Consider the following 22,159-nt stretch of genomic DNA (forward strand, 5'->3'; position numbering starts at 1 on the left):
GGAGTAGGGGAGAATTGGGGACAAGAGGTGAGAACTTGAAACAAGTCTTTCCCCTTATCGCCAATTCTCCTTGTCCCCAATCCCCAATCCCAATACAGTTCAGTTAAGCATTTCTTTCTTCTCTTCCTTTGTGCCCTTTGCGTCCTTTGCGGTTCGTTAAAAAATTGACTTTGTTTGACAAAGAGTTAAGCCTTAACTGAACCGTATTGTCCCCAATCCCCAATCTATATGCATCTTGTGGAAGTTCCTCAAATATCGATATCCATAGGAGACTAGAGAAAGAAGAAAAAATATATCTGACACGTTTTCAAGCATCGAAGGCTGTAACTAGTTAAGGAGGATTTATGCGTGCAGTACTGATGGCAGGGGGTTCGGGAACGCGGCTTCGCCCGTTAACTTGCGATCTGCCCAAACCGATGGTGCCGATCCTAAATCGGCCAATTGCCGAACATATTATCAATCTCCTCAAACGACATCAAATTACAGAAGTTATTGCAACATTGCATTATTTACCTGATGTCTTGCGAGACTACTTTCAAGATGGCAGCGATTTTGGTGTCCAGATGACCTATGCCGTCGAAGAAGATCAGCCTTTGGGGACAGCAGGCTGTGTAAAAAACATTGCCGAACTTCTTGATGAAACCTTTTTAGTCATTAGCGGCGATAGCATAACAGATTTTGACCTGACGGCAGCGATCGCATTTCACAAACAAAATAAGTCAAAAGCTACTTTGATTTTGACTAGGGTTCCCAACCCGATTGAATTTGGGGTGGTGATTACCGATGAGGAAGGACGAATTCGGCGATTTTTAGAAAAACCCTCTAGTAGTGAAATTTTTTCCGATACCGTCAACACTGGCACTTACATTCTTGAACCAGAAGTTTTGGAATATCTGCCAGCAAACATTGAATGCGACTTTTCCAAAGATTTATTCCCCTTGCTACTAGCAAAAGATGAGCCAATGTATGGTTACATTGCTCAAGGTTACTGGTGCGATGTTGGTCACTTAGATGCCTACCGGGAAGCTCAGTATGATGCCTTAGATCGGAAGGTAAATCTCGATTGTGCCTACAAAGAGGTTTCTCATGAGTTATGGGTGGGTCAAAATACTTACATCGACCAGACGGCTGTGATTGAAACGCCAGCAGTAATTGGTGACAATTGCCGCATTGGGGCAAGAGTACAAATTGAGGCCGGAACTGTAATTGGCGATAATGTCACCATTGGCGCTGATGCGAATCTCAAACGTCCCATAGTGTGGAATGGGGCATTCATTGGCGATGAAGCACATCTTTCTGCCTGTGTAATTTCCCGTGGCGCTCGTGTAGATCGCCGCGCCCATGTATTAGAAGCTGCTGTTGTGGGTTCACTTTCCACGGTGGGAGAAGAAGCCCAAATTAGCCCCGGCGTGCGCGTTTGGCCCAGTAAAAAGATTGAGTCAGGGGCAGTTTTAAACATTAACTTGATTTGGGGGAACACCGCCCAACGAAATTTATTTGGGCAGCGTGGTGTTCAAGGATTAGCAAATATCGACATCACCCCAGAATTCGCGGTGAAATTGGGAGCTGCTTACGGTTCTACTTTAAAACCTGGTTCTAAGGTAACGGTTTCCCGTGACCAGCGTAATGTCTCTCGGATGGTGACGCGATCGCTTATTGCTGGTTTGATGTCAGTAGGTATTGATATTCAAAACCTTGATGCTACAGCTATCCCCATCGCCCGCACAGTTATACCTACAATGTCAGTAGTTGGTGGCATCCATGTGCGGGTACACCCCGATCGCCCTGACTACATTTTGATTGAATTCATGGATGCTAAGGGCATTAATATCACCAAAGCCCTGGAAAAGAAAATTGAAGGGGCTTACTTTAAGGAGGATATGCGTCGGGCGCTAATTCATGAAATTGGCGATGTATCTTATCCTAGCCAAGTCATGGAGCGCTACTGCACTGCTTTTGAGAAATTATTGCATGTTCATACACTCCGCAACAGTCGGGCAAAAGTGGTGATTGACTATGTTTATGCGGTATCGGGGGCAGTTTTACCCCAAATGTTGGATAAATTTGGCGCTGATGCAGTGGTGTTGAATGCCAGTGTCAATAAAACGGCAATGTCAATCACTGACCGCGAAGGACTGCTGACTCAGTTAGGTCATGTAGTGGAGGCATTGAAAGCTAACTTTGGCGTGCAAGTCTCGGCTAATGGAGAACAGCTAATTTTAGTTGATGAATCAGGCTACCCAATTCGTGGCGAAACTTTAACAGCACTGATGGTAGACATGATTCTGACGGCTAACCCCAGAGGAACAGTAGTAGTGCCAGTTCATGCTTCCAGTGCTATTGAACAAGTCGCCCGCCGCCACGATGGTAGAGTGATTCGCACCAAAGCCAACCCTACAGCTTTAATGGAGGCTTGTCAAAAAAATCCGAATGTAGTACTGGGAGGTAGTGGAGAGACTGGTTTTATTTTCCCGCAACTGCATCCGGGGTTTGATTCCATGTTCTGTATAGCGAAGATAATTGAGATGTTGACTATACAGGAGCGATCGCTTGCTGCTGCTCGGTCAGAATTGCCCCGTGTAATTCACAAAACTTATACAGTCCGCTGCCCGTGGACAGCTAAGGGTGCTTTGATGCGTTATTTGGTGGAAACTCACCCAGCCCAAAACCTAGAACTAATTGATGGAGTGAAAATTTGTCAACCCTACGATGACAGTTGGCTGTTAGTTTTACCAGATGCCAGCGAACCACTAGTGCATTTGTATGCAAATAGCAACGATCGCGAATGGGTAGATGAGACTGTGAGAAACTACCGCACCCGCGTCCAGACTTTTGTGGAAAGACAACAAGAATATCAACCCGCCGAAGCGTAATTCGTAATTCGTAATTCGTAATTCGTAATTCGTAATTGAATTTTTTAATTACGAATTACGTTAGCGCAACGTCATTAGCAATTACGAATTATTTTAATAATGGTATCGACAAGAAATAATCGTTAGATAGGCATCCTCCACTGCATAAACCAAACGGTTTGCATCATCAATTCGCCGCGACCAAAAGCCAGCTAAATTTTCCCGTAGAGGTTCTGGCTTACCTATACCCTCAAAAGGCATCCGCATCGTCTCCTGAATCAGTTTATTGATTCTTTTGAGTGTCTTCTTGTCTTGCCCTTGCCAGTAAAGATAATCAGCCCAAGCCTCATCCGTCCATGCCAGCATTCTAGTCATTGAGCAAATCTCGTTCCACCACTTTCCCCTGCTTAAATTGAGCAATAGAACGTTCCAAATGGGCTGCATTTGTCGGAGACTTCAGCAAATGCACAGTCTCCATCAGACTATTAAAAAACTCTAGCGACATCACCACCGCATCATCCGCATCCCGTCTCGTGATGATCGTATAGTCGACATCTTCCGCCACCCGATCTAAAACCGTCTTCAGGTTATTTCTCGCCTCGCTAAAAGAGATAACTTTCATCTGGACACAACTTGTACTCTTTATTGTACAAGTATAGCTTTTTCTTCAATTTGTTTGTTTCCTGAAATACTTTACAAAACTTAAATCAAATTAAATGATAAAAAATTTCAATAAGTCTGGTACGATATCCTTAAGCTTATTGAGATAGATGGTCATTAAGCTCACGATAAATTTCAACAAGTAAGGTAAATAAGTATCCTTGCGTAAATTATTGCGTTCGCGTAGCATCTCCGTTCGTGCAGCGTCACGCAGGGAAGGAGAATTGCAAAACTATATATCAGGTGAAAATATGTCGAAAAAAATCGGTCTGTTTTACGGTACTCAAACTGGCAACACTGAATCTGATGCTGAAAAAATTCGGGATGAGTTTGGTGGTGATGTTGTAACATTACATCCCATTTATGAGGCGGATGCTACTACCTTTGATGAGTATGACTTGCTGATTATTGGCTCTCCCACTTGGGATATTGGTCAACTTCAGAGCGATTGGGAAAGCTTTTTGCCTGATCTGGATGAAATAGATTTTAGTGGTAAGTTGGTTGCCTATTTTGGTGATGGCGATCAATATGGCTATGCTGATAATTTCCAGGATGCAATGGGAATTCTAGAAGAAAAAATTTCCCAGCGAGGCGGTAAAACAGTTGGCTACTGGCCAACTGAGGGATATGACTTTGAGAATTCTAGAGCTTTGAAAAATGGCAAGTTTGTCGGATTGGCACTTGATGAAGGTAGTCAATCTGATTTAACAGATGAGCGAATTAAAACTTGGGTTGCTCAGTTGAAGACAGAGTTTGGTTTGTAGAGATTAAAGGCGTACAGCTAGCTGTGCGCTCCTACTGAAATTGATAATTTAGAAGTTATGAGTATTTATGTCTGATTCATTTGATGTTCTGTGGTTAAGTTCCAGCCCTGCTTTACAGCGTTTTGATAAGCCATTACTTGAATACTTATCTGGGTATATGAGAATCGCCCAGTGGGAATACCAGCAAACCAAAGATGAAGCTAGTTCCATAGATCAAGCTGTGGAGTTGCTATATGAGTTTTTAGAATGGTGCGATCGCCCCGTACATTTAGCAGGGCATGGGATGGGTGGTGCGATCGCCTTAACCTTTGCGCGGCGATTTCCTCAAAAAGTGCGATCGCTCACCTTGCTGGCTGTAGCAGCTCAACCTGCAAACAATTGGCAGGCTCACTATTACTTTCAACGACAGCTTTTTAGTATCAGCCGTGAGCTAGTTTTAGCAAGCAACGTTCGCAGTCTATTTGGAAATCAACCGCTTCATACCACTAAAAAGTTAGTAGCTGCTTTAGATAAAGATTTAGAACAATCTCCCTCGTCACACTCTTTATTTAAGTTAGTTTATTTACCCAAGGGTGGAGTTTCTATGCCAATGATGGTATGTGGTAGCAAGAGTGATCCGGTAGTCAACTCAACTGTATTGCATGACTGGTTGAATTGGTTGAAGCCAGAAGATAAACTCTGGGAATGCCCAGAAGGATATCATTTTTTTCACTATTTCTATCCTCAACAGGTTGGTAAAGAAATTTTAAGTTTTTGGCAACGCCACCATCCGCATCTATTGGAAGTATCTGCACTATCTTTTAGCAGTTCTACAAATTGATGTCTGGCGACAAGCCTTACGGCTACGCACTGATAAAATTTGGGGGGTAATGGGGTGCGATCGCTACTTTATAGTTGAAAGCACTTTTTTACCAAATTGATTAATAAACTATTTTTACTAACAATTAAGAATTTTAAACTTTTTTCTAAAAGTAATGTTTTGGTACATTCATACTATAATATTCACCAGATAAGCGTAAGTCTTCAAAACTAACGATATGGCTGAATTAAAGTTTTTGGGTTATAAGATAAGTCTTACAAACTCAGAATTTATTCTGCCAGCTTACTCTGTTGGCTGCTGTTTAAGTGCATCAATCTTTTAGGGTAAGTCACAAAATTGAAATATTTCTAAACAGTGGTTGCATCATGACATCAACATCAAGACATTCTATTGAGGAAAGCTCAAATCCATTAGCAAAATTAGATTACATTCCATTACTAGACACAGTTTTAGAATTAATTAAACAAAAACCACTATTTAAATTTTCTCCAGATGGAAATAAACTCAGAATCTCAGCTTATGATATTGCCTATGAAATTGCTACAAATCCCAATCAACGTCCACAAAGTCCTTTAACCCAGAATATAGGAATTAAAGCAGCAACTGTCAATTTTAAGTTGGAAACAGAATTTTATTCTAAAATCCAAGCCATTAGAGATGAATTGACAAGACAACTTGTTACTGCTTGTGGAGAAAACCCAACTCAATCTTCCTTAGACAATCTTTGCACACCATTATCTGATTTTATTAGCGCTCAAGCTGAGTTACCATTTAAATATCCTTTTAACAAGTCTTATAGTTTTACATCTCAGCGGTTAGTTATTGAGAATAGCTTGGCTCAAGAGAGGCGAAAAGGTACAGAGTCAGTCATAAAAGCTCATCACTTGAACGTTAAATTTGAAGGCATATCTAATTTTAATAGTAGGTTTTTAGAGAGCCTTAAAAGCTACATAGATACTATAACTAGACCCGATTCACAAGATTGGCAACAACTTACAGAAATTTTAGATAATATATCAGAGCAAAAAGAATCTGAACTTACTAAATTTCAAAAAATAGTAGATACTGAATCTCTTCCGAGACTACTACAAGATATCAAAATAGATTATTTGGATTATTTGAGAATAGAATGTGCAAAAACTAGTCTACCTAATTCAAATGCACAGGGTTTTGAATGTTTAGAAACATTAAGTAATCGGCTGAAGTTATTAATAAATTATATCAACGATCCAGATTTAGATGATCCCGATTATGAAGTAAGTTATTTACTTGATAAGCCTGTTAATCTCAGGACAGCTTTTTCTCAAGCAAATGCCTTTGATATCTTGCCTATTATTCCTGAGTATGAAGGAATGATAGGAGAAAGCATAGATCAAGACAGAGGTATCCAAGAATTCAACTTGGGTGTGAGATTAAAGCTCAATGGTTCTGTAAATTCTTATCATGAAAATTCAGTCGTGAATTACTATATGACTGAACTTGACCCCGCCAGTCCGCGTCATAAAGACCAACTAAAAGATCCTGCTAAAGCCAAGAACTTTAAAGGAAAAGTTTTGAAAATTGCTTCTCTTTATTATTTCGTTTTCGCCGTCGATGAAGAAGGCAAGATACCTGATAAAGATTACGATCCTACTCCTAAATTTAAGGAGGATGTTTTAAATAAATTGAAAATAGGTGAGACTTCTGATGAGGAAGTTAACAATTTATTAATCAAAATTAAAAGTTTGATATTAAATAAAGATGGTTGGCAAGTCGAACGAAAATTAGCAGCCTTAAGAAATCTGCTACAAACCTTTCTTAAGAAAAAAGAAATATTGCCATCTTTTTCTAAAAGAGTACAATTATGTATTAATAAAGCAGTTCTGCATAAAAATGTCTCAAAAATTCTTAATACTCGTAGTTTTTTGAAACTTGATTTAAATCAAGGAAACCAAGCAAATTTTAAAGCCAAAGCTAGAGAAGCTCTGGCTTACGTGGAGGTTTTACCACCTACTGTAAATGAACAATCTCTTAGTTCATTATCTGTCACTTTTACTTTTGATGATGTTCGCTACTTTACAGATAGCGATAAGCAAAATTTTTCTATGAAGTATGATACCACAGGTATTAAAGCATTACCTGTGATATTTTCTCCAATTGGAGAGAAAAATGGTAAACCTATATCTCACGGAATATATGATAACTACTTTGCGAAGGGAAAAATCATAGTTATTTATTATAAATCCAAAGAAGTAAGAGGAGAAATATTTAAAAATACTCAATCACCAGAAGCAACTATATATCAGCAAGTCTTCACTTTATTAAGTTACTTGTGCATTAGTATTTGTCGAGAGCAAATTAGTCTAGATAGCGAAAAGCAAGAAAAACTCTTTATTCCAATTTTTAGATTTCATCTCCAAGATACTCAGGAAACAACAGAAGATGAAGTTTTTCTCAATTCTTTATCAAAGGCATTAGCACATATTCTTCGTCGAGATTGCATGGCTGATGCTCAAGGACTAAATGTAAAAACAATAGATAAGTATAAAGTACAAAATGCCTTGTCATCGTTGTACGCTTTGATTCCTAAAACTTTCGAGTTGCAAGAAGGTTATCAGGCTCAACTGGATAAATTAGCAATTATTGTTGTTTCAAGCTGGTTGAGTGATGCAGTTTGGGATGAAAAAGATAAACCTGTCAGAATTTCAAATATATATGGCGAAATTATTGTTATTAATCAGGTATCTGATACAGCAGTCAAGGTTGAACCTATCAAAACATTTGCAGACAATCAACCTCATTCTAAAATATCTACAGAATCAGAGGTTGTGAGAGATGAAATTAGTAAACTTTACCAACAAGGTTATAGACATTTTTTATACATAGCAAAAGCTCCCTATACTAGGAGTTTGGGTATAACTAAATTGGAATCAGACCCAGATTCATTATTTTTCATGTCTCAGGATGTAGTTAAGTATCTCAAAGCAGGTAAGCCAGATATCAAGCTATATCCAATATTTATGGATAACTATCCTGCTATCAACTTGGTTGAAGGGAAAGCTGATTCTTTTTATATTCCTGACATTGAAGAATTGGAGAAGTTATCTGTGGATAAAAGCCAAAAAACCAGAGTTTTTCTCAACCTATTTACAGGTCGTTCTGTAGATAAAAAGCGCACTATATTTAATAGTGTAGTTTGCTACAGTACTTTATTAAATATTTATGACGTAGGTGATACAAAAGATATTATAGAAGGGTTATTAGATAAAGATTCGCCTTTACAAAAGACGATTTTACAATACATTGCGTTATTTCATTTTTCTCGATACGAAGTAAATATGAATATTGCTCTCAAGCTGAACCCTTACAGTAAGCTAATTGGTGACGAAGGTATCGGTAAAATATCTACTTATACTTACTCGGTGAAGAATGTTAAGTTTAATAACTTAGCCTTTTTGACCGAAATTAGGAGTGTGCTTTATGGGAAATGATTTAGGCATTAATTTAGGTCGAGTATTTGAAATAAGTTTTAATATCGGCATTTTAACTTACTTTCAGCATTCCAAGTTAAAACATTACTACGGCGATGTTTATCTTCAGCCTTTAAATAAGTTATCTTTGCATAAGATCCAAAAGGCTATAGCTAATAATTTTATAGATAAATCTCATCAAGAAATTATTGGAGACTGGGTAAAATTATTTATTCAAAAAGGATGGACTTCGGGCTACAGCTTTGTGCGAGAATATATAGAAGCATCTGGCTGGCTAATTAAAAGCAAAATAGAAATTATCTATTTTCAGTGTGATTTCCACAATGAAAATGCCTTTGGCATCAAAAATTTAGAGAGATATTCTCCTGACTGCTACAAGGAAATTTTAGAAATTCAGGGATTTGAAAACGTAGATATCAGCCGTTATATGGATGGAGGGGAGTTTCTGAAAGCAGATACTCTCTTATTGCTGCGGTATATGGGTAAGTATCGAATTTTAGTTGTAGACTTATCCACTTTTACAACTTCCGCTATTCATTCTATAACTGACTTAAATAACATTCAAACTTTGGTAGAATCATTAAATACTGAGTTAAATTATGTGCGTTCCAAGTCTAGCTTTTGTGGACTCGGTATCGATACTGGAAATAGTAGCGACAATAACAATAAACTTAACGAGATATATTCTAAAGAACTGACTCGCTTCTTCTGTGCTTTCAAGACTAAAGACAAGGAAGCAGTGAAGGTTATCCAAGCTTCTAGTTATGCTTGGAGTTTTTATAAATTTCTGCTGTCATCAGGTAAAATATCACGAACTGATACAGTGAAGTTTAATTGCTTTGGATATAGTGACAGAATGATTAACGGCATTGCTTTGACTAAAGAAAAAGACAATGCTGAAAATAGTCTGGAAATCTTAAAAAATTGTTATGAAATATATAAAAATAAGAGTGACAAAGATATTAGTGACAGCCGCAACACGTTACTTGAAGTCATCAAAAGTAATGCAGCTAGAAACTTTCAGGATGGCAACAGGTTTGTCAAAGATATAGTTGAAATCAAAAAAGATACAATAAATTATATCCAAAATACTGAAGTATTTGAAGCGGGACAACATTTTTTTAATACAGCAGGTATTGTACCTGAATCTATTAAGCGATCGCTAGACCTAAAAGAAACAGAATTTAGAAATGCTCATGCAGAGTTGATACATCGAGCGCTTGCAGATTCTAGAATACCATTGCTGTTTTTAACGGGGAATCCTGGAATTGGTAAAACAACAGCAGTCGCAAAGCAAATTATTGACCACTTACATGAGGGGTCACTACTAATATATGTCAGTCCTCGAATTCAGGTTAACCGAGATATTATTGATAAGTTTACAGAGGAAAATAGCTTAAAATTAGTTTCGGATGATTTAATTTGTATTAATACTAATAAAAGAATAGTTGATGATGCAAATGGAGGTTACGTTGTTGAGTACTATAATAATAACCTGACTAACGAACATCAAATAGGGCAAGTAAAATTTTTAGATGCTAGAGCTTTAAAAGACAAAGTATCTGACTTTCCTAGTCGCTTGGTTAGACGTACAGATAACTTAGTACAAGTAGAAAAACCCCATGAGGTTGGAGTCCTAGCAAGTTTGTGTGAAGCAATTCACACCTGTATCATTAATCCTGATTTACCTAATAATATTATTGCTACAGCCTCAATGCAGTCTTTAAAGGAAACTCGCTACGGCAATACTTTAAAGCATTTCGGCAGAATATTTAGTAGTGCTTATAATTCTTCCAAAAAGCCTCCTGGGATTATTCCAAAGAAGATGAAAGAAATCGCCAGTCGCATGAAAAATATTTTCATTATGATTGACGAAATTACAGGTTCGCAAGAGGGAGTTGCTTTTCTACATGGAGTTTTAGATTTTGTTGAAGAATATGATTTGTTAAATCCTGAATACGGCTTTAATCTGAAAGTTATTACTGCTGACGCGTCACTGACAATACAAGACGTAGTTGAAAATCATCTTTCTCTAAATCAAATTCAGGGAGATAAAATATTTGTCAGACAAGTTTCATATTCCATTGGTCAGTGTTTATCTTTTAATGAATTTGAATTTTTGAGTAAACCAGCAAGTCTGATAAATGCAAATTCTTATCCTGCTGACAAGCTGATATTTAATTATCATATATTTGTCCAGTCAGTAAGCTCAGAAGACATTACAGATGAAACTTTTACTTTAGATACTAAGGTAGCTCAAAAAATTGAAGAAGATATTTTAAAATTGCTAGATGAAAATGATGGACAAATTATAGTCTATATCCAAAATAAAGATACTCTCAAGCAATTAATTACTAAAATTTCTCAGCTAAGACCTACCTTTACTCTGCATCAAGAATATTTAGAAATACATGCCAGTTTATCGGATAAAGAAGAAGCTGAAATTCAGAAATACCAAAATATAGTCAAAGTAGTTTTTATGACTGCTTCCGCATCTCGCGGCTTATCTTTTCCCCAAACTAAATATATTCTTGTGCAGATACCTAGCTTTCAAATTGAGCAAAATTTGATGGAAATTATCCAAGTAATTTACCGTGGCCGAGGTGGCGCACTAGACCACGGTAGTAAATATTTAAATTTTTACTTGTCTGATAAAGCGATATACTACCCAAAAAAAGTAGATGATAATGGAAAAAGTTTAAGTGCTGCTGAATCAGAAAAACTTACAAATCTCTCATTAAAAGAAGCTTGTCTGAATGTATTAAATATTCTGATTATCCTGAAAGCATCTATTATGACCCGGATTATGGGGTCAGGAGAAATTGGTAGAAAACGATACGTCATTATTCCTATTGGTGGTAAAGCAATTAGCCAAGCAGGGGAGACATTTATTGGGACGTTGGCTACTTTATTACGGCAAATTAAAAAGGAGGTTAAAAAACAACCTGGAGATAATACATTGAAAAATATAGAGCAAAGTTTATATGAATTACTTTCTGTTCAAAAAACTGAAATAAGCCCTTATTCTCAAAAAAAATCACTTTCTGAAACTCAAGAAGTATCCTATGTTTCAATAGGATTTAATTTGTTATCAAAAATCGAGACTAGTCTTGATAATTTGCTGAGTCTGCCACCAATTGAAAAAACCTATGTTAGAGGTAGTTTACTCATTGTACCGTTATCAGAGAAACTAGTTAAAGAAACTAATTATATTGACTTAGAAAAAATTCTCGACCAAGAGCGAAATGAAGCTTTTATTAAACAACTTCAGCTTTTAGTAAAGTCAGGAAAATATCCAAAACAAATTATTAGTGCTGCTTATTCTTTAATAGACTTGACTAGAACAATTTTTAGTGAATTAGAACGCTCACAAAAATTAACCCAAACTTCTCTTTCATCAGAACGTTATTATGCGTTACCTATACAGGCATTTTTATCTTTTCAGGCTTTTGAAGACTATTTTGAAAATGAGAGAAGAATTGATAATGTCTCTTTGCGGGATATTTTAGCTCGGTATGCTTCTACACTTGCTTTAGCATATAATATTTTGCCCATTGACTCTAATTATCAAAATATTCCTTACGTAGTTTTCAATAGTGGTGCAATGGATAAATTAGGGAAAAACCTATTTAATGAAAATCAAATATTTCAGTCTAAAGAAATGAATATTCTAAATTTAATTCTTTCTCAAGAAGATTGATTTTCCATGAAATTTGATCGCACTTGTGAAAGTTAGGATGCTCAATACAATAACCCCACTCCTACTCTACAAAAATTATGCAAAATCTTACCAGAATTACTCGCAATCCTGAAGTGATGGGCGGCAAACCCTGTATTCGGGGAATGCGTATTACCGTTGGTACTGTCGTCGGCTTAATGGCATCTGGACATAGTAATAGCGACATCCTCAAGGCATATCCTTATCTTGAAGAAGCTGACATATATGAAGCACTTGCTTACGCTGCATGGCGGGCTGAAGAAATTGAAGTGCCTCTTAGAAGTGCATGAAAATTTTGATTGATATGAACCTTTCTCCTGATTGGGTTGCGGTTTTTGAGAAGTACAATATTTCCGCTGTCCACTGGTCTACCGTTGGCGATCCCCGTGAGAAAGATTCAATAATTATGGAGTGGGCAAGAACTAATGGATATATCGTCTTTACTCACGATTTAGACTTCGGCTCCCTACTAGCTGCGACAGATGTCGATACTCCTAGTGTTATTCAGGTTCGTACCCAGGATGTTTTGCCAAAAAGTATCGGAAATCTAGTCATTTCAGCCCTGAATCAGTTTGAGTCGTTACTAGAGACAGGTGCATTAGTCACTGTTGACCAAGCCCAATCTAGGGTGCGTATTCTACCAATTAGGCGCGGATAGTTTTAAGAAAATATTGCTAACTCCGTTTCCGGGTCAAAAAAGTGAATTTTCTCTGGAGTTAGCGATAACCAAAGTTGCTCTCCAGGCTGTACAAATCGGTCTGGTGGTATTCGCACTTGTAGGGAATTGGCTGTAGTAGCAGGTTGAGATCCCGGTTCGGCAATCTTAACAGCGAGAAAGGAATCGTTACCGAGATTCTCTACCAAATCTACTTGCACTGGGAGATTTTTGGTCGCAGGCATACTCAAGTTCAAGTGTTCTGGGCGAATGCCTAAAATTAGAGTTTTCCGATCATATTTTTGTAAAGCTTTTCCCCAAACTTCTGGAAGGGTGAAACGCAACTGGGAATGAGTAATCAATAGAGGGGCATGAAATTCCACAGGAATAAAATTCATCGGTGGTGAACCAATGAACTCTGCTACGAAAAGGTTGGCAGGGCGGTTGTAAAGTTCTAGGGGAGAAGCGACTTGTTGAATTTTACCCTCAGACATAATCGCAATCCGATCGCCCATTGTCATCGCTTCTGTTTGATCGTGGGTGACGTAAATTGTCGTTGTCCCCAATTGGCGCTGCAATTTGACAATTTGGGCGCGGGTTTCCGCCCGTAGTTTGGCATCTAAGTTAGAAAGCGGTTCATCCATTAAAAATACTTGGGGGTCACGCGCGATCGCTCGTCCCAATGCAACCCGTTGTCTTTGTCCCCCAGATAGCTGTTTAGGTAAGCGATTCAGCAATGTTTCGATTTGCAACAGTTGGGCAACACTACGTACCTGCTGATCCACTGACCGTTCTTTGTCAGAAATGTAGCGCAGTCCTTTAGGTAACTTTCTTGTCGTCCCAACGAAGAGATTTTCTGCCCACGTTCGAAGATAAGGAGATGAGGAGGATGAGGGAGATGAGGAAGTCATTTCTTCCCCTGCTCTCCCAGAACGGCGGCGTAACCCAAAGGCGATGTTGTCATACACCGTCATGTGAGGATAGAGGGCGTAATTTTGAAACACCATTGCGATGTCGCGTTCCTTGGGTGGTAGGTCATTGATCAAGCGATCGCCTATCCAGATATTGCCGCCAGTCATCACTTCTAACCCGGCGATTAATCGCAGTAAGGTGCTTTTACCACAACCGGAAGGACCCACCAGCACCATAAACTCTCCATCTGCGATCGTCAGGTTAATCCGCCGCAAGACGTTGACACTTCCCGCACGTTCTTGCGCTGCGTCAGTTTTCTCCCCAGACTTGAGTGGGGATTGAGTTTGCCCTGTCATACTTTCCCCTTTACGTGGGGAAAAACTTTTATAAACGTTTTCTAAAACAACTTGCGCCACGATTAGTTATTGTCATTGAGCATTGGGGATGGGCATTGGACATTGGATTTGGACAAATGACAAATGACCAATGACACTTTAGCGCCCATCATAGTACAGGTTCATGTAAATACGAAAAGTTAAAAAAACAGCTTGCAGCATCAAAAGCAAACTACCCTGAGTTTTAGGGCTCTCAGGAGGTGTTGTTATGACTACCGATATACCTAAAAATCTTTCCCAAGATCCAAGTATTAACCCTATCCATGACATTGTAGACGTACAAACCACAGATTGTTGCATTGTGGGTGGGGGCCCGGCAGGAACAGTATTGGCGCTGTTGTTAGCGCGTCAAGGCATTTCTGTAATGCTGCTGGAAGCACACAAAGACTTCGATCGCGACTTTCGCGGCGACACGATTCATCCGTCGGTGATGGAAATTATGGAGGAATTGGGACTTAGCGATCGCTTGCTAGAACTCCCCCATGCCAAAATGCGCCAAATTAGGTTTAAAACTCCTCAAGATACTGTCACATTGGCAGATTTTAGTCATCTGAAAACCCATTATCCCTACATTACGATGCTTCCCCAGGTAAAATTCCTGGAGTTCATCACCCAAGAAGCACAAAAATATCCTAGTTTCCATCTGGTAATGGGTGCAAACGTGCAGGAATTAATTGCCGAAAATGGCGTGATTCAAGGTGTCCGCTATCGGGGAGGCGGTGGTTGGCATGAAATCCGGGCAATACTGACAGTGGGTGCAGATGGTCGCCACTCACGTTTACGCCACCTGGGTGAGTTTGAGTCAATCGAAACCTCACCACCAATGGATATCCTCTGGTTTCGCCTGCCCCGGCAGCCAGAAGACCCAGAGGGGGGAATGGGGCGATTTGGCCAAGGTAAAATCATCGCTATGCTTGACCGTGGTGATGAGTGGCAACTTGCTTATGTCATCCCTAAAGGAGGCTATCAACAACTACGGGCTGCGGGTTTGGAAGAATTAAAAAAATCTGTTGTCGAAGTGGTGCCAGAATTCCAGCAACGCATCCAAAATTTACATGATTGGTCACAAATAGCTTTTCTCTCAGTCGAGTCCAGCCGCGTCAAACGCTGGTATCGTCCGGGACTGCTACTCATCGGTGATGCAGCTCATATAATGTCTCCTGTCGGTGGAGTTGGCATTAACTACGCGATTCAAGATGCTGTAGTTGCGGCAAATGTACTCAGCAAATCGCTCAAGAACCGACAAGTGCAACTTAGCGACCTAGCAAAAGTACAACGTCAACGTGAGTTGCCCACACGCATCATTCAGGCGTTTCAAACTTTTATCCAAAAGCGGGTATTTGCCCCAGTTCTCACCTCAAATCGCACCTTTGTACCACCTGCGTTTTTGCGCTTACCCATTTTGCGCGACCTACCAGCAAGGTTGATTGCCTTCGGTGTTTTTCCATCTCACGTCAAGACTTAATTTTTGCCAAGAATTTTTTCTATTTAATGAATGGATGGTACAATTATACTACTCCATGCAGAATTAAATGCTCATTTAGTCAGGCGAGGGTGGCGAGCGGCATACTCAATGCTGTTCAAAGCGATCGCTTGGCTTTTATGCTAGAAAGGACTAAAAACTTAGAGTGGATGTAGAAAATTTGTTCAAACATTATTAAAAAATGCAAACAATTAAACATATCTAGATATTAATTGGCACTACATAGAAAAACCCCCTCTTATTCAATCAGTACTTTTTGCAGTCAGGAGTAATTTTAATGAACAGTTGCGTTTTGATGGCGGAAATTATTAACGAGCCGCAACTCCGCTATACGGCGGATAATCTGGGAGTTACAGAAATGCTGGTGCAGTTTCCCAATTCCCAGAAACCAGAAGATCCACCAGCCACCCTGAAAGTTGTCGGCTGGGGGAATTTAGCCACAGAAATTCAGCAAAACTATCACCAAGGCGATCGCGTCATCCTGGTAGGACGTTTAGGTATGAGTACTGTTGAGCGCCAAGAAGGTTTTAAAGAAAAACGCGCTGAATTGACAGTGCAGCAAATTCAATCTGTTGGAGGTAGTTTTAATACTGATCCATTGCCCTCAGCAACCGCAACTCCATCATTTACTGAAACTGCTCCACGACAACCATCTTCAGCATCTCGTCCTGCACAGAAAGACGTTCCCACTTACGAGTCAGCACGTCCAGCGCCTACCCCAGCGACAAATCCTGTTGGCGTTACTCCCCAAGCGACAAGTTACGAACCCATACCCCAACCCACAAATTATGAGCGAACCACTTATCCAACAGTGAAAGAGGAAGAACCAGATCCAGATGATATTCCCTTCTAAAGTTAGGAGTTTAGCGTGTATTTAATTTGCTAACTAATATTACGATTAGACAATTTCTACAAATAGCCATCCTTTAGGATGTGCTATTTTTTTGTCTGCGTTGATTTAAGTCAACTGCGGATTGTAGTGCTGGATGATGAAGATATCCAGGATTGATTATTATCGTTACGATAAATTAATTAGGGTTTTGATAGAGAAATTTAACGAGAAAATGGAATATAGAATGAAGTGAGTTAGACAAGGGAGGTAGAAATAATATGTCAGTAAAACTTTTACCCGATCTTGAAGAATTAGCTGAAGGGTTGGGAGTTACAGGGATTATAGGAATAGTTCTTATACCCGTGTTACTTCCAGTTATAGGTGGTGTTGGCAGGCCAATAGCCAAAGCGGCTGTAAAAAGTGGAATCCGTTTTTATGAAAGAAATAAAGAAGCTTTGGCAGAATTAGGTGAAACTTGGGAAGATATCATCGCAGAAGCGAAAGCAGAGGTTGGTGAAGCAAGAATGAAATCGGCTGAACCAACAGAAACTTAGTAAGCGATCGCTTTGCCAAAAAGATAACAAGAAAAAGTAGCTCCCCATAACCCTTTTTCTATCGTTCGGCTGATTAATTTTTCTGGGCGACCCCACCATAATAAACAGGTATAAAATAGCCAAAAGAAAAACTCGTGACTGAAGAATTAAAAAAAGGCGATAAGGTGAAGTGGAATACGGCACAGGGTGAAACTACTGGCAAAGTAGAAAAAAAATTAACTTCACCCATAGATATCAGTGGACATCATGTTGCTGCTTCCAAGGATAATCCACAGTATCTAGTGAAAAGCGACAAAACTGGAAAAGAAGCTGCTCATAAATTCGATGCTCTTGAAAAAATTGAAGAGTAAAATTGCTGTAATCATCTCTGAACTAGCCAGTGAAAGGACTTGCACTAAACTTCCTCAAACTCCTTATCCGGCTTAAGTTTCCGGCTATTCAGGAGATTACGACTAAAGAATTTGCTCACTGGTTATTAAACTCTAGAAAGTCACAGCCATTAGTGCTAGATGCACGAAGTCAGACAGAGTATGCGGTAAGCCATATCAAAACAGCAACGCATATAGACGCTATTACACCTGACTTAGCAGCACTTTCAACAGTTGCAAAAGATAGACCAATTGTTGTGTACTGTTCCATCGGCTACCGGAGCGCAAAATTAGCCCAACAGCTTGATAAAGCCGGAATGAAGTGCATTTATAACTTAAGCGGTGGGATTTTTCAGTGGGCAAATGAAGGGAGGCTCATTTTTAAAGACGAGCATCCGACACAACTTGTACATCCTTATAATGCAATGTGGGGAAAATTGCTAAAAGCTACTTACCATGCTCAGGAGCAGTAAATGCCCGATTTTTCTTGGGAATACAGCCTAATAACATCAAGCAAGTAGAATAAAAACAACAATAAAACTACTTAAGCTGCATGTCTCAAGTTTCGATTGTCATTCCTACATTAAACGAAGCAGTGAGCTTAGGACGTACATTGCGCCAACTGACTTTACTTAATCCGCCTGCTTTTGAAGTGATAGTGGTAGATGGTGGCAGCGAAGATGAGACAGTGGCAGTTGCAAAGCAAGACTTTGGATCATTCAATCAGCCGCTATGTGTACAAGTTCTCTCATGTGAGCGGCGTGGGCGTTCTATTCAGATGAATTACGGTGCATCGGCTGCAACTGGAGATATTCTTTGTTTTCTTCATGCAGACACTTGGGTGCCGGATGACCTAATCAGCGTAATAGAGCAAACCCTAGCAGAGCCAACCATTGCCTGTGGAGGGTTCATTTCTTTGATGAGTGGATCTCAAACGACTCGCTGGGGTATCTCTCTACATAACTATCTAAAAACCTATTACGCACCACTAGTATTTAAACCTCACCTGTTTTTTCGAGGATTGCGTCTGTTGTTTGGAGATCAGGTAATGTTCTGCCGTCGGGCTGATTTTTGGGATTGCGACGGATTTAATGAGGCATTGCCGATTATGGAGGATGGAGATCTATGTTTGAGATTAGTTAAAAAAGGACGTATTTATCAGGTGAACCGTATTGTTCACTCTTCAGATCGCCGCGTAGCCAAATGGGGTAGCTCCAAAGCAACTGCAATTTACCTTTACATTGGGTTTTTGTGGGGAATTGGTGTTGATGCAAATTATCTCAAACAGTTTTATCAAGATATTCGCTGATTTAGGCTCCAATCATAGTGAAGATAGGATATCCGCGTTGAGGCACTAAGGGGATAATCTGTTTTCAAGTAGCAGCGAATGTATTCGGGAATGGAGGGCGCAACCTTTAAAAAATCCTGACGATACCATTTGAAGATTTGATTACAGTAAAGCGTTTTGCTCTCCATGTCATAACGGACTTTTTCAGGATTATTTATGAAACGACGCGCATCTTCATCTAATTGTTGACTCACCTGCTCAGGAAAGTAAGCTCCCGAACGAAGTAAGGGACAACCAACCGAAGCACAGACAATCGCAAAATGAATTCGTGGCTCCTGCAATTTATCCCGCAGAATAGAGTTCTCAATTTCAGCTAAACTGTAACTTTCCCGAAAGATATAATAACAGCGACGTTGGAAGAACCACAAAAAAGCTAGCCAGTTGGGAATCCCTAAAATTTTCGGACGAATCGACTTTATTGGGTATCTCTCCAAAATTGTCGAAATGGTGAACACATTGTAAAGGTTGATCCACAATGCCAATTGCTCAAAAGTGTTGTAATTGGATTTAAAAGCCAGATTTTTTTGACTCGATAACCAATCTGCTACCGCTTGAGGTTGCTCCGTTTTCCAAGCAATATAGTCTACACGACCCTGTTCATCAACATACTGACGCAACAACCTGTCCCAAGGTTCAAAATCAATCATTATCGCTGTATTGATATGTTAGCCGTTGTTTTTAAGTCTACCAATCCCGGTTGAAAGTTAAAAATCATTATCAGCTTTAAAACAGTTCGTAAATAGACCATGCTGTAGGGGCACAGCAATGCTCATTGATGTCAACTTAAGCAAAAAGCCTTTTCAAATCTCGTTTCCAGCCTCTGGGCTGGAAATGCTGCTCCTGGCAGCTCTGCCGCCAGGACGGCATTCCCAGTCGGAGACTCGGAACGAGACAAGAGTCAATCTCTAAAAGCTTGTTAGAGACTGGCTTTTACGTTAAGTTGACACCAATGAGCAATGCTGTGCCCTTACAAAAGATATTGTTTTTAACCTTTTTCCATATTTGGTATTTCTTGTCAATGCGTAAGTCCTAAGTTATTGCGATCGCCTGCCGGAAATTGTAAGCCAGCGCCTAGCCAGCAGATGCTACAGACAGTTCATATTTATGGAGTATTAAGTATTTTTTGTTGCTATCCAAACTCTGATCCAGAGAACTGTAAAAATCGAGTAATCTGACGGGGCGATAAGCGCCCCGTCAGCTAACGACCACTAAATAAGTCCTGTGATTAATTAACATTTAATTAATTAAGCCAAACATTTGTTAAGTTGTGAGTAAATTTGGCCAATATCCAGCTTTCTACCAATAAAAACTGCTTGGTTTTTAGGCGGAGTTTGCCATTCATCAGCATGTAAGCTATAGCGAAGCCCACTCATCTGAAAAATATGGCGCAATTCACTATCACTAAACCACAAAATCCCCTTAGCTCGAAATACATCCTTTGGCATTTCTTCGGTAAGGAAATTCTCAAATTTATGGACATCAAATGGTCTATCAGTTTGAAAAGAAATCGAAACAAACCCATCATTTTCTAAATGATGAGAGTGATGTTGGTGATGATGATGTTCATGATTATGGTCATGATGATGGTGTTCATTCTCGTGAGAACCTTCCGCATTATTAGCGGTATACTCATCTGTTGGAGTTAAACCCACATCTAGAATTAACGGTAACGACACTTCTCCATGTTTGGTGTGCAGAATTTTCGCACCATTTTTCATATCATGGATAAAATTTTCTACAGTTTCTAGTTTTTCTGGAGTAACGAGGTCTGTTTTATTCAGAAGAATAATATCTCCATAGGTAATCTGTTTTAAAGCAGCTTCGCTCTCAAAATGATCTTCATTAAACGTTTCAGAATCTACTACAGTTATAATCGAGTCGAGGTTTGTTAGATCCCTTAATTCTGTTCCCAAAAAAGTTAATATAATTGGCAAAGGGTCAGCAACGCCAGTCGTTTCAATGACTAGATAATCAATGCGGTCTTCTCGTTCTAAAACTCGATAAACTGCATCAACTAAATTATCATTGATGGTACAACAAATACAGCCATTAGTCAGTTCGACCATATCTTGGTCTATAGAAATTAGCAATTGGCTGTCTATGTTAATATCACCAAACTCATTTACAAGTACGGCAACTTTTAAATCTTGTTTGTTTTTGAGAATTTGATTTAGCAGTGTAGTTTTACCACTGCCTAAAAATCCTGTGATAATAGTAACAGGCATTCCTTGTTTAGGAATATCAAGACTTGGGTTTGAAGTTGGCGCTGGTAATTGAGTCATAATCAATTCAACTCTCTGCAAATTTCAAAATTTTTAGTAGTAATTAGTAATTGCTAGTAGTTAGTTTTTAAAAGTCCTACTAATCACTTTTTATTTCCTCGTCTCCATAGGGTGGAGGTGGAATTATCGCCAGAATCGCTGTTTGTAAAACTTCTGTCGGCGCGAATTTCGTATCGTTGTACCTCTTCGCGGATGATAGGTAAGTTTGCTTTGATTATTCGCTGCATCTTTGCCTCGATTTTGTCCAAGTCATCGGGAGTGATGCTGACTGGACAATCGAAGTCGTAGTAAAACTCGTTTTCTGTGATGGGGCCAGTTGCTACTTTAGTCCTTGGAAAGAGCTTTTGCACTGCCATCGCCATTATATGGGCGCAGGTGTGACGAATCCGCATGAGCTTTTCGCACTCGTGCTGGCTTAAGTTTTCCTGGGACTGGGTTAGGGAACTGACCATACTTACAAAGAATGAGAATCGTTATCATGATAGCGCAAAAATGCATCCATCTTAGAATTTTCGCGGCTTTTCTTTTCTAAAGATGAGGTTTTTCTGCAATTTGACTTCGCATTGGTTAAAACTGCACGACAAGAGTGAGGGGTAGCAGCTTGCTAGAGAGACTTAACAGGAAAAGTCAGATTCACAACTTCTAGCGCTCTGGAGAAGGAAAGAAGTATGATATAGACTTGAAAAAATTTTCATATCAATAGCCATTCATTCAAATCATATTAATGGTGAATGATGAACCCTAAAACCTTATCGTCTCCAGATGTTTGCGCCCGGCAACTCAAAATCTTAGCAGATACCACTCGTCTATCTGTTCTCCAAATTCTCATGGAAGGCCCTAAACACGTGGGAGAACTGAATGCTGTTTTGAAGCTAGAGCAGAGTTTGTTATCCCACCATTTAAAAATTTTGCGGAAAGCAGGTTTTGTGGAGGCCACACGAGATGGCAAGGCAGTACTTTACCATTTTGTGCCGACGATTCGACAAGTCAACACTGGTAAGGCAATTGATTTAGGCTGTTGTCTGCTTTCTTTTGAATAAAAATTT

21 protein-coding genes are annotated in these 22,159 nt (G+C 39.4%); 15 read left to right on the forward strand and 6 right to left on the reverse strand.

Annotated features, from left to right (window positions below; translation table 11 throughout):
- The first annotated feature begins 344 nt into the window (after positions 1 to 344).
- Complete coding sequence (locus F8R90_RS11815; protein ID WP_196510886.1) at positions 345 to 2,873, forward strand: mannose-1-phosphate guanyltransferase; 2,529 nt, start codon at positions 345 to 347, stop codon at positions 2,871 to 2,873.
- Between the two features lie 93 nt (positions 2,874 to 2,966).
- Here the strand turns inward: F8R90_RS11815 and F8R90_RS11820 are convergent, their stop codons facing one another.
- Positions 2,967 to 3,227 (reverse strand): Txe/YoeB family addiction module toxin, encoded by a 261-nt coding sequence (locus tag F8R90_RS11820; protein WP_196510887.1) that lies wholly within the window; start codon positions 3,225 to 3,227, stop codon positions 2,967 to 2,969.
- The gene (locus F8R90_RS11825) at positions 3,220 to 3,474 is read right to left on the reverse strand and encodes a type II toxin-antitoxin system Phd/YefM family antitoxin (RefSeq protein WP_196510888.1); all 255 of its coding nucleotides are present in this window, start codon (positions 3,472 to 3,474) and stop codon (positions 3,220 to 3,222) included. Before F8R90_RS11825 ends, F8R90_RS11820 begins: the two co-directional genes overlap by 8 nt.
- A 289-nt stretch (positions 3,475 to 3,763) precedes the next feature.
- Between F8R90_RS11825 and fldA the strand changes: the two genes are divergently transcribed.
- The 6 genes from fldA (at position 3,764) to F8R90_RS11855 (ending at position 12,942) form a co-directional block, all read left to right on the forward strand.
- Complete coding sequence (gene fldA / locus F8R90_RS11830) at positions 3,764 to 4,276, forward strand: flavodoxin FldA (RefSeq protein WP_190899654.1); 513 nt, start codon at positions 3,764 to 3,766, stop codon at positions 4,274 to 4,276.
- A 67-nt stretch (positions 4,277 to 4,343) separates the two neighbouring features.
- A complete protein-coding gene (locus F8R90_RS11835) occupies positions 4,344 to 5,096 on the forward strand; it encodes an alpha/beta fold hydrolase (RefSeq protein WP_196510889.1) in 753 nt (250 codons plus the stop codon).
- A 365-nt stretch (positions 5,097 to 5,461) separates the two neighbouring features.
- Complete coding sequence (locus tag F8R90_RS11840; RefSeq protein ID WP_196510890.1) at positions 5,462 to 8,566, forward strand: hypothetical protein; 3,105 nt, start codon at positions 5,462 to 5,464, stop codon at positions 8,564 to 8,566.
- Complete coding sequence (locus F8R90_RS11845; RefSeq protein WP_196510891.1) at positions 8,556 to 12,266, forward strand: helicase-related protein; 3,711 nt, start codon at positions 8,556 to 8,558, stop codon at positions 12,264 to 12,266. Before F8R90_RS11840 ends, F8R90_RS11845 begins: the two co-directional genes overlap by 11 nt.
- Before the next feature lie 77 nt (positions 12,267 to 12,343).
- On the forward strand, positions 12,344 to 12,574 hold the full coding sequence (locus F8R90_RS11850; RefSeq protein ID WP_196510892.1) for a DUF433 domain-containing protein: 231 nt from the start codon (positions 12,344 to 12,346) through the stop codon (positions 12,572 to 12,574).
- Positions 12,571 to 12,942, forward strand: a complete 372-nt coding sequence (locus F8R90_RS11855; protein ID WP_196510893.1) for a DUF5615 family PIN-like protein — start codon at positions 12,571 to 12,573, stop codon at positions 12,940 to 12,942. The genes F8R90_RS11850 and F8R90_RS11855 overlap by 4 nt, the downstream gene beginning before the upstream one ends.
- A gap of 2 nt (positions 12,943 to 12,944) precedes the next feature.
- Here the strand turns inward: F8R90_RS11855 and F8R90_RS11860 are convergent, their stop codons facing one another.
- On the reverse strand, positions 12,945 to 14,267 hold the full coding sequence (locus tag F8R90_RS11860; RefSeq protein WP_196510894.1) for an ABC transporter ATP-binding protein: 1,323 nt from the start codon (positions 14,265 to 14,267) through the stop codon (positions 12,945 to 12,947).
- Positions 14,268 to 14,454: 187 nt separating this feature from the next.
- On the opposite strand from F8R90_RS11860, the gene F8R90_RS11865 reads away from it, so the two are divergent.
- From F8R90_RS11865 to F8R90_RS11890, 6 genes are all read left to right on the forward strand, one after another.
- Positions 14,455 to 15,711, forward strand: a complete 1,257-nt coding sequence (locus F8R90_RS11865; RefSeq protein ID WP_196510895.1) for an FAD-dependent oxidoreductase — start codon at positions 14,455 to 14,457, stop codon at positions 15,709 to 15,711.
- Between the two features lie 295 nt (positions 15,712 to 16,006).
- Positions 16,007 to 16,582 (forward strand): single-stranded DNA-binding protein, encoded by a 576-nt coding sequence (locus F8R90_RS11870; protein ID WP_196510896.1) that lies wholly within the window; start codon positions 16,007 to 16,009, stop codon positions 16,580 to 16,582.
- 257 nt (positions 16,583 to 16,839) lie between these two features.
- Entirely contained in the window at positions 16,840 to 17,115 is a 276-nt protein-coding gene (locus tag F8R90_RS11875) for a DUF5132 domain-containing protein (protein ID WP_196510897.1), read from the forward strand.
- A gap of 134 nt (positions 17,116 to 17,249) precedes the next feature.
- Positions 17,250 to 17,465 carry a DUF2945 domain-containing protein gene (locus tag F8R90_RS11880; protein WP_190899670.1) on the forward strand — a complete coding sequence of 72 codons (216 nt, stop codon included), beginning with the start codon at positions 17,250 to 17,252 and terminating at the stop codon, positions 17,463 to 17,465.
- A gap of 29 nt (positions 17,466 to 17,494) precedes the next feature.
- Entirely contained in the window at positions 17,495 to 17,956 is a 462-nt protein-coding gene (locus tag F8R90_RS11885) for a rhodanese-like domain-containing protein (protein ID WP_196510898.1), read from the forward strand.
- Between the two features lie 80 nt (positions 17,957 to 18,036).
- Positions 18,037 to 18,792 (forward strand): TIGR04283 family arsenosugar biosynthesis glycosyltransferase, encoded by a 756-nt coding sequence (locus F8R90_RS11890; protein ID WP_196510899.1) that lies wholly within the window; start codon positions 18,037 to 18,039, stop codon positions 18,790 to 18,792.
- Here F8R90_RS11890 and F8R90_RS11895 read toward each other — a convergent pair.
- A complete protein-coding gene (locus F8R90_RS11895) occupies positions 18,777 to 19,478 on the reverse strand; it encodes a DUF547 domain-containing protein (protein ID WP_196510900.1) in 702 nt (233 codons plus the stop codon). The two genes, F8R90_RS11890 and F8R90_RS11895, sit on opposite strands and share 16 nt — an antisense overlap.
- Positions 19,479 to 19,596: 118 nt before the next feature.
- Here F8R90_RS11895 and F8R90_RS11900 point away from each other — a divergent pair, with 118 nt between their 5' ends.
- Complete coding sequence (locus F8R90_RS11900; protein WP_196510901.1) at positions 19,597 to 19,740, forward strand: hypothetical protein; 144 nt, start codon at positions 19,597 to 19,599, stop codon at positions 19,738 to 19,740.
- Positions 19,741 to 20,075: 335 nt separating this feature from the next.
- Here F8R90_RS11900 and F8R90_RS11905 read toward each other — a convergent pair whose 3' ends face one another.
- Both F8R90_RS11905 and F8R90_RS11910 read right to left on the reverse strand, forming a co-directional pair.
- A complete protein-coding gene (locus tag F8R90_RS11905) occupies positions 20,076 to 21,113 on the reverse strand; it encodes a CobW family GTP-binding protein (protein ID WP_196510902.1) in 1,038 nt (345 codons plus the stop codon).
- An 83-nt stretch (positions 21,114 to 21,196) separates the two neighbouring features.
- Entirely contained in the window at positions 21,197 to 21,565 is a 369-nt protein-coding gene (locus F8R90_RS11910) for a hypothetical protein (protein ID WP_331000647.1), read from the reverse strand.
- Between the two features lie 279 nt (positions 21,566 to 21,844).
- On the opposite strand from F8R90_RS11910, the gene F8R90_RS11915 reads away from it, so the two are divergent.
- A complete protein-coding gene (locus F8R90_RS11915; protein WP_196510903.1) occupies positions 21,845 to 22,153 on the forward strand; it encodes an ArsR/SmtB family transcription factor in 309 nt (102 codons plus the stop codon).
- Positions 22,154 to 22,159 lie beyond the last annotated feature (6 nt).

It is taken from the genome of Nostoc sp. NZL (assembly GCF_015714705.1).
GTDB lineage: Bacteria > Cyanobacteriota > Cyanobacteriia > Cyanobacteriales > Nostocaceae > Nostoc > Nostoc foliaceum_A.

Excerpts from the sequence above, each read along its gene's own strand:
- F8R90_RS11815 (WP_196510886.1), top strand. The coding sequence starts at position 345 with ATGCGTGCAGTACTGATGGCAGGGGGTTCGGGAACGCGGCTTCGCCCG.
- F8R90_RS11820 (WP_196510887.1), bottom strand. The coding sequence starts at position 3,227 with ATGACTAGAATGCTGGCATGGACGGATGAGGCTTGGGCTGATTATCTT.
- F8R90_RS11825 (WP_196510888.1), bottom strand. The coding sequence starts at position 3,474 with ATGAAAGTTATCTCTTTTAGCGAGGCGAGAAATAACCTGAAGACGGTT.
- fldA (WP_190899654.1), top strand. The coding sequence starts at position 3,764 with ATGTCGAAAAAAATCGGTCTGTTTTACGGTACTCAAACTGGCAACACT.
- F8R90_RS11835 (WP_196510889.1), top strand. The coding sequence starts at position 4,344 with ATGTCTGATTCATTTGATGTTCTGTGGTTAAGTTCCAGCCCTGCTTTA.
- F8R90_RS11840 (WP_196510890.1), top strand. The coding sequence starts at position 5,462 with ATGACATCAACATCAAGACATTCTATTGAGGAAAGCTCAAATCCATTA.
- F8R90_RS11845 (WP_196510891.1), top strand. The coding sequence starts at position 8,556 with ATGGGAAATGATTTAGGCATTAATTTAGGTCGAGTATTTGAAATAAGT.
- F8R90_RS11850 (WP_196510892.1), top strand. The coding sequence starts at position 12,344 with ATGCAAAATCTTACCAGAATTACTCGCAATCCTGAAGTGATGGGCGGC.
- F8R90_RS11855 (WP_196510893.1), top strand. The coding sequence starts at position 12,571 with ATGAAAATTTTGATTGATATGAACCTTTCTCCTGATTGGGTTGCGGTT.
- F8R90_RS11865 (WP_196510895.1), top strand. The coding sequence starts at position 14,455 with ATGACTACCGATATACCTAAAAATCTTTCCCAAGATCCAAGTATTAAC.
- F8R90_RS11870 (WP_196510896.1), top strand. The coding sequence starts at position 16,007 with ATGAACAGTTGCGTTTTGATGGCGGAAATTATTAACGAGCCGCAACTC.
- F8R90_RS11875 (WP_196510897.1), top strand. The coding sequence starts at position 16,840 with ATGTCAGTAAAACTTTTACCCGATCTTGAAGAATTAGCTGAAGGGTTG.
- F8R90_RS11890 (WP_196510899.1), top strand. The coding sequence starts at position 18,037 with ATGTCTCAAGTTTCGATTGTCATTCCTACATTAAACGAAGCAGTGAGC.
- F8R90_RS11895 (WP_196510900.1), bottom strand. The coding sequence starts at position 19,478 with ATGATTGATTTTGAACCTTGGGACAGGTTGTTGCGTCAGTATGTTGAT.
- F8R90_RS11900 (WP_196510901.1), top strand. The coding sequence starts at position 19,597 with ATGCTCATTGATGTCAACTTAAGCAAAAAGCCTTTTCAAATCTCGTTT.
- F8R90_RS11905 (WP_196510902.1), bottom strand. The coding sequence starts at position 21,113 with ATGACTCAATTACCAGCGCCAACTTCAAACCCAAGTCTTGATATTCCT.
- F8R90_RS11910 (WP_331000647.1), bottom strand. The coding sequence starts at position 21,565 with ATGGTCAGTTCCCTAACCCAGTCCCAGGAAAACTTAAGCCAGCACGAG.
- F8R90_RS11915 (WP_196510903.1), top strand. The coding sequence starts at position 21,845 with ATGATGAACCCTAAAACCTTATCGTCTCCAGATGTTTGCGCCCGGCAA.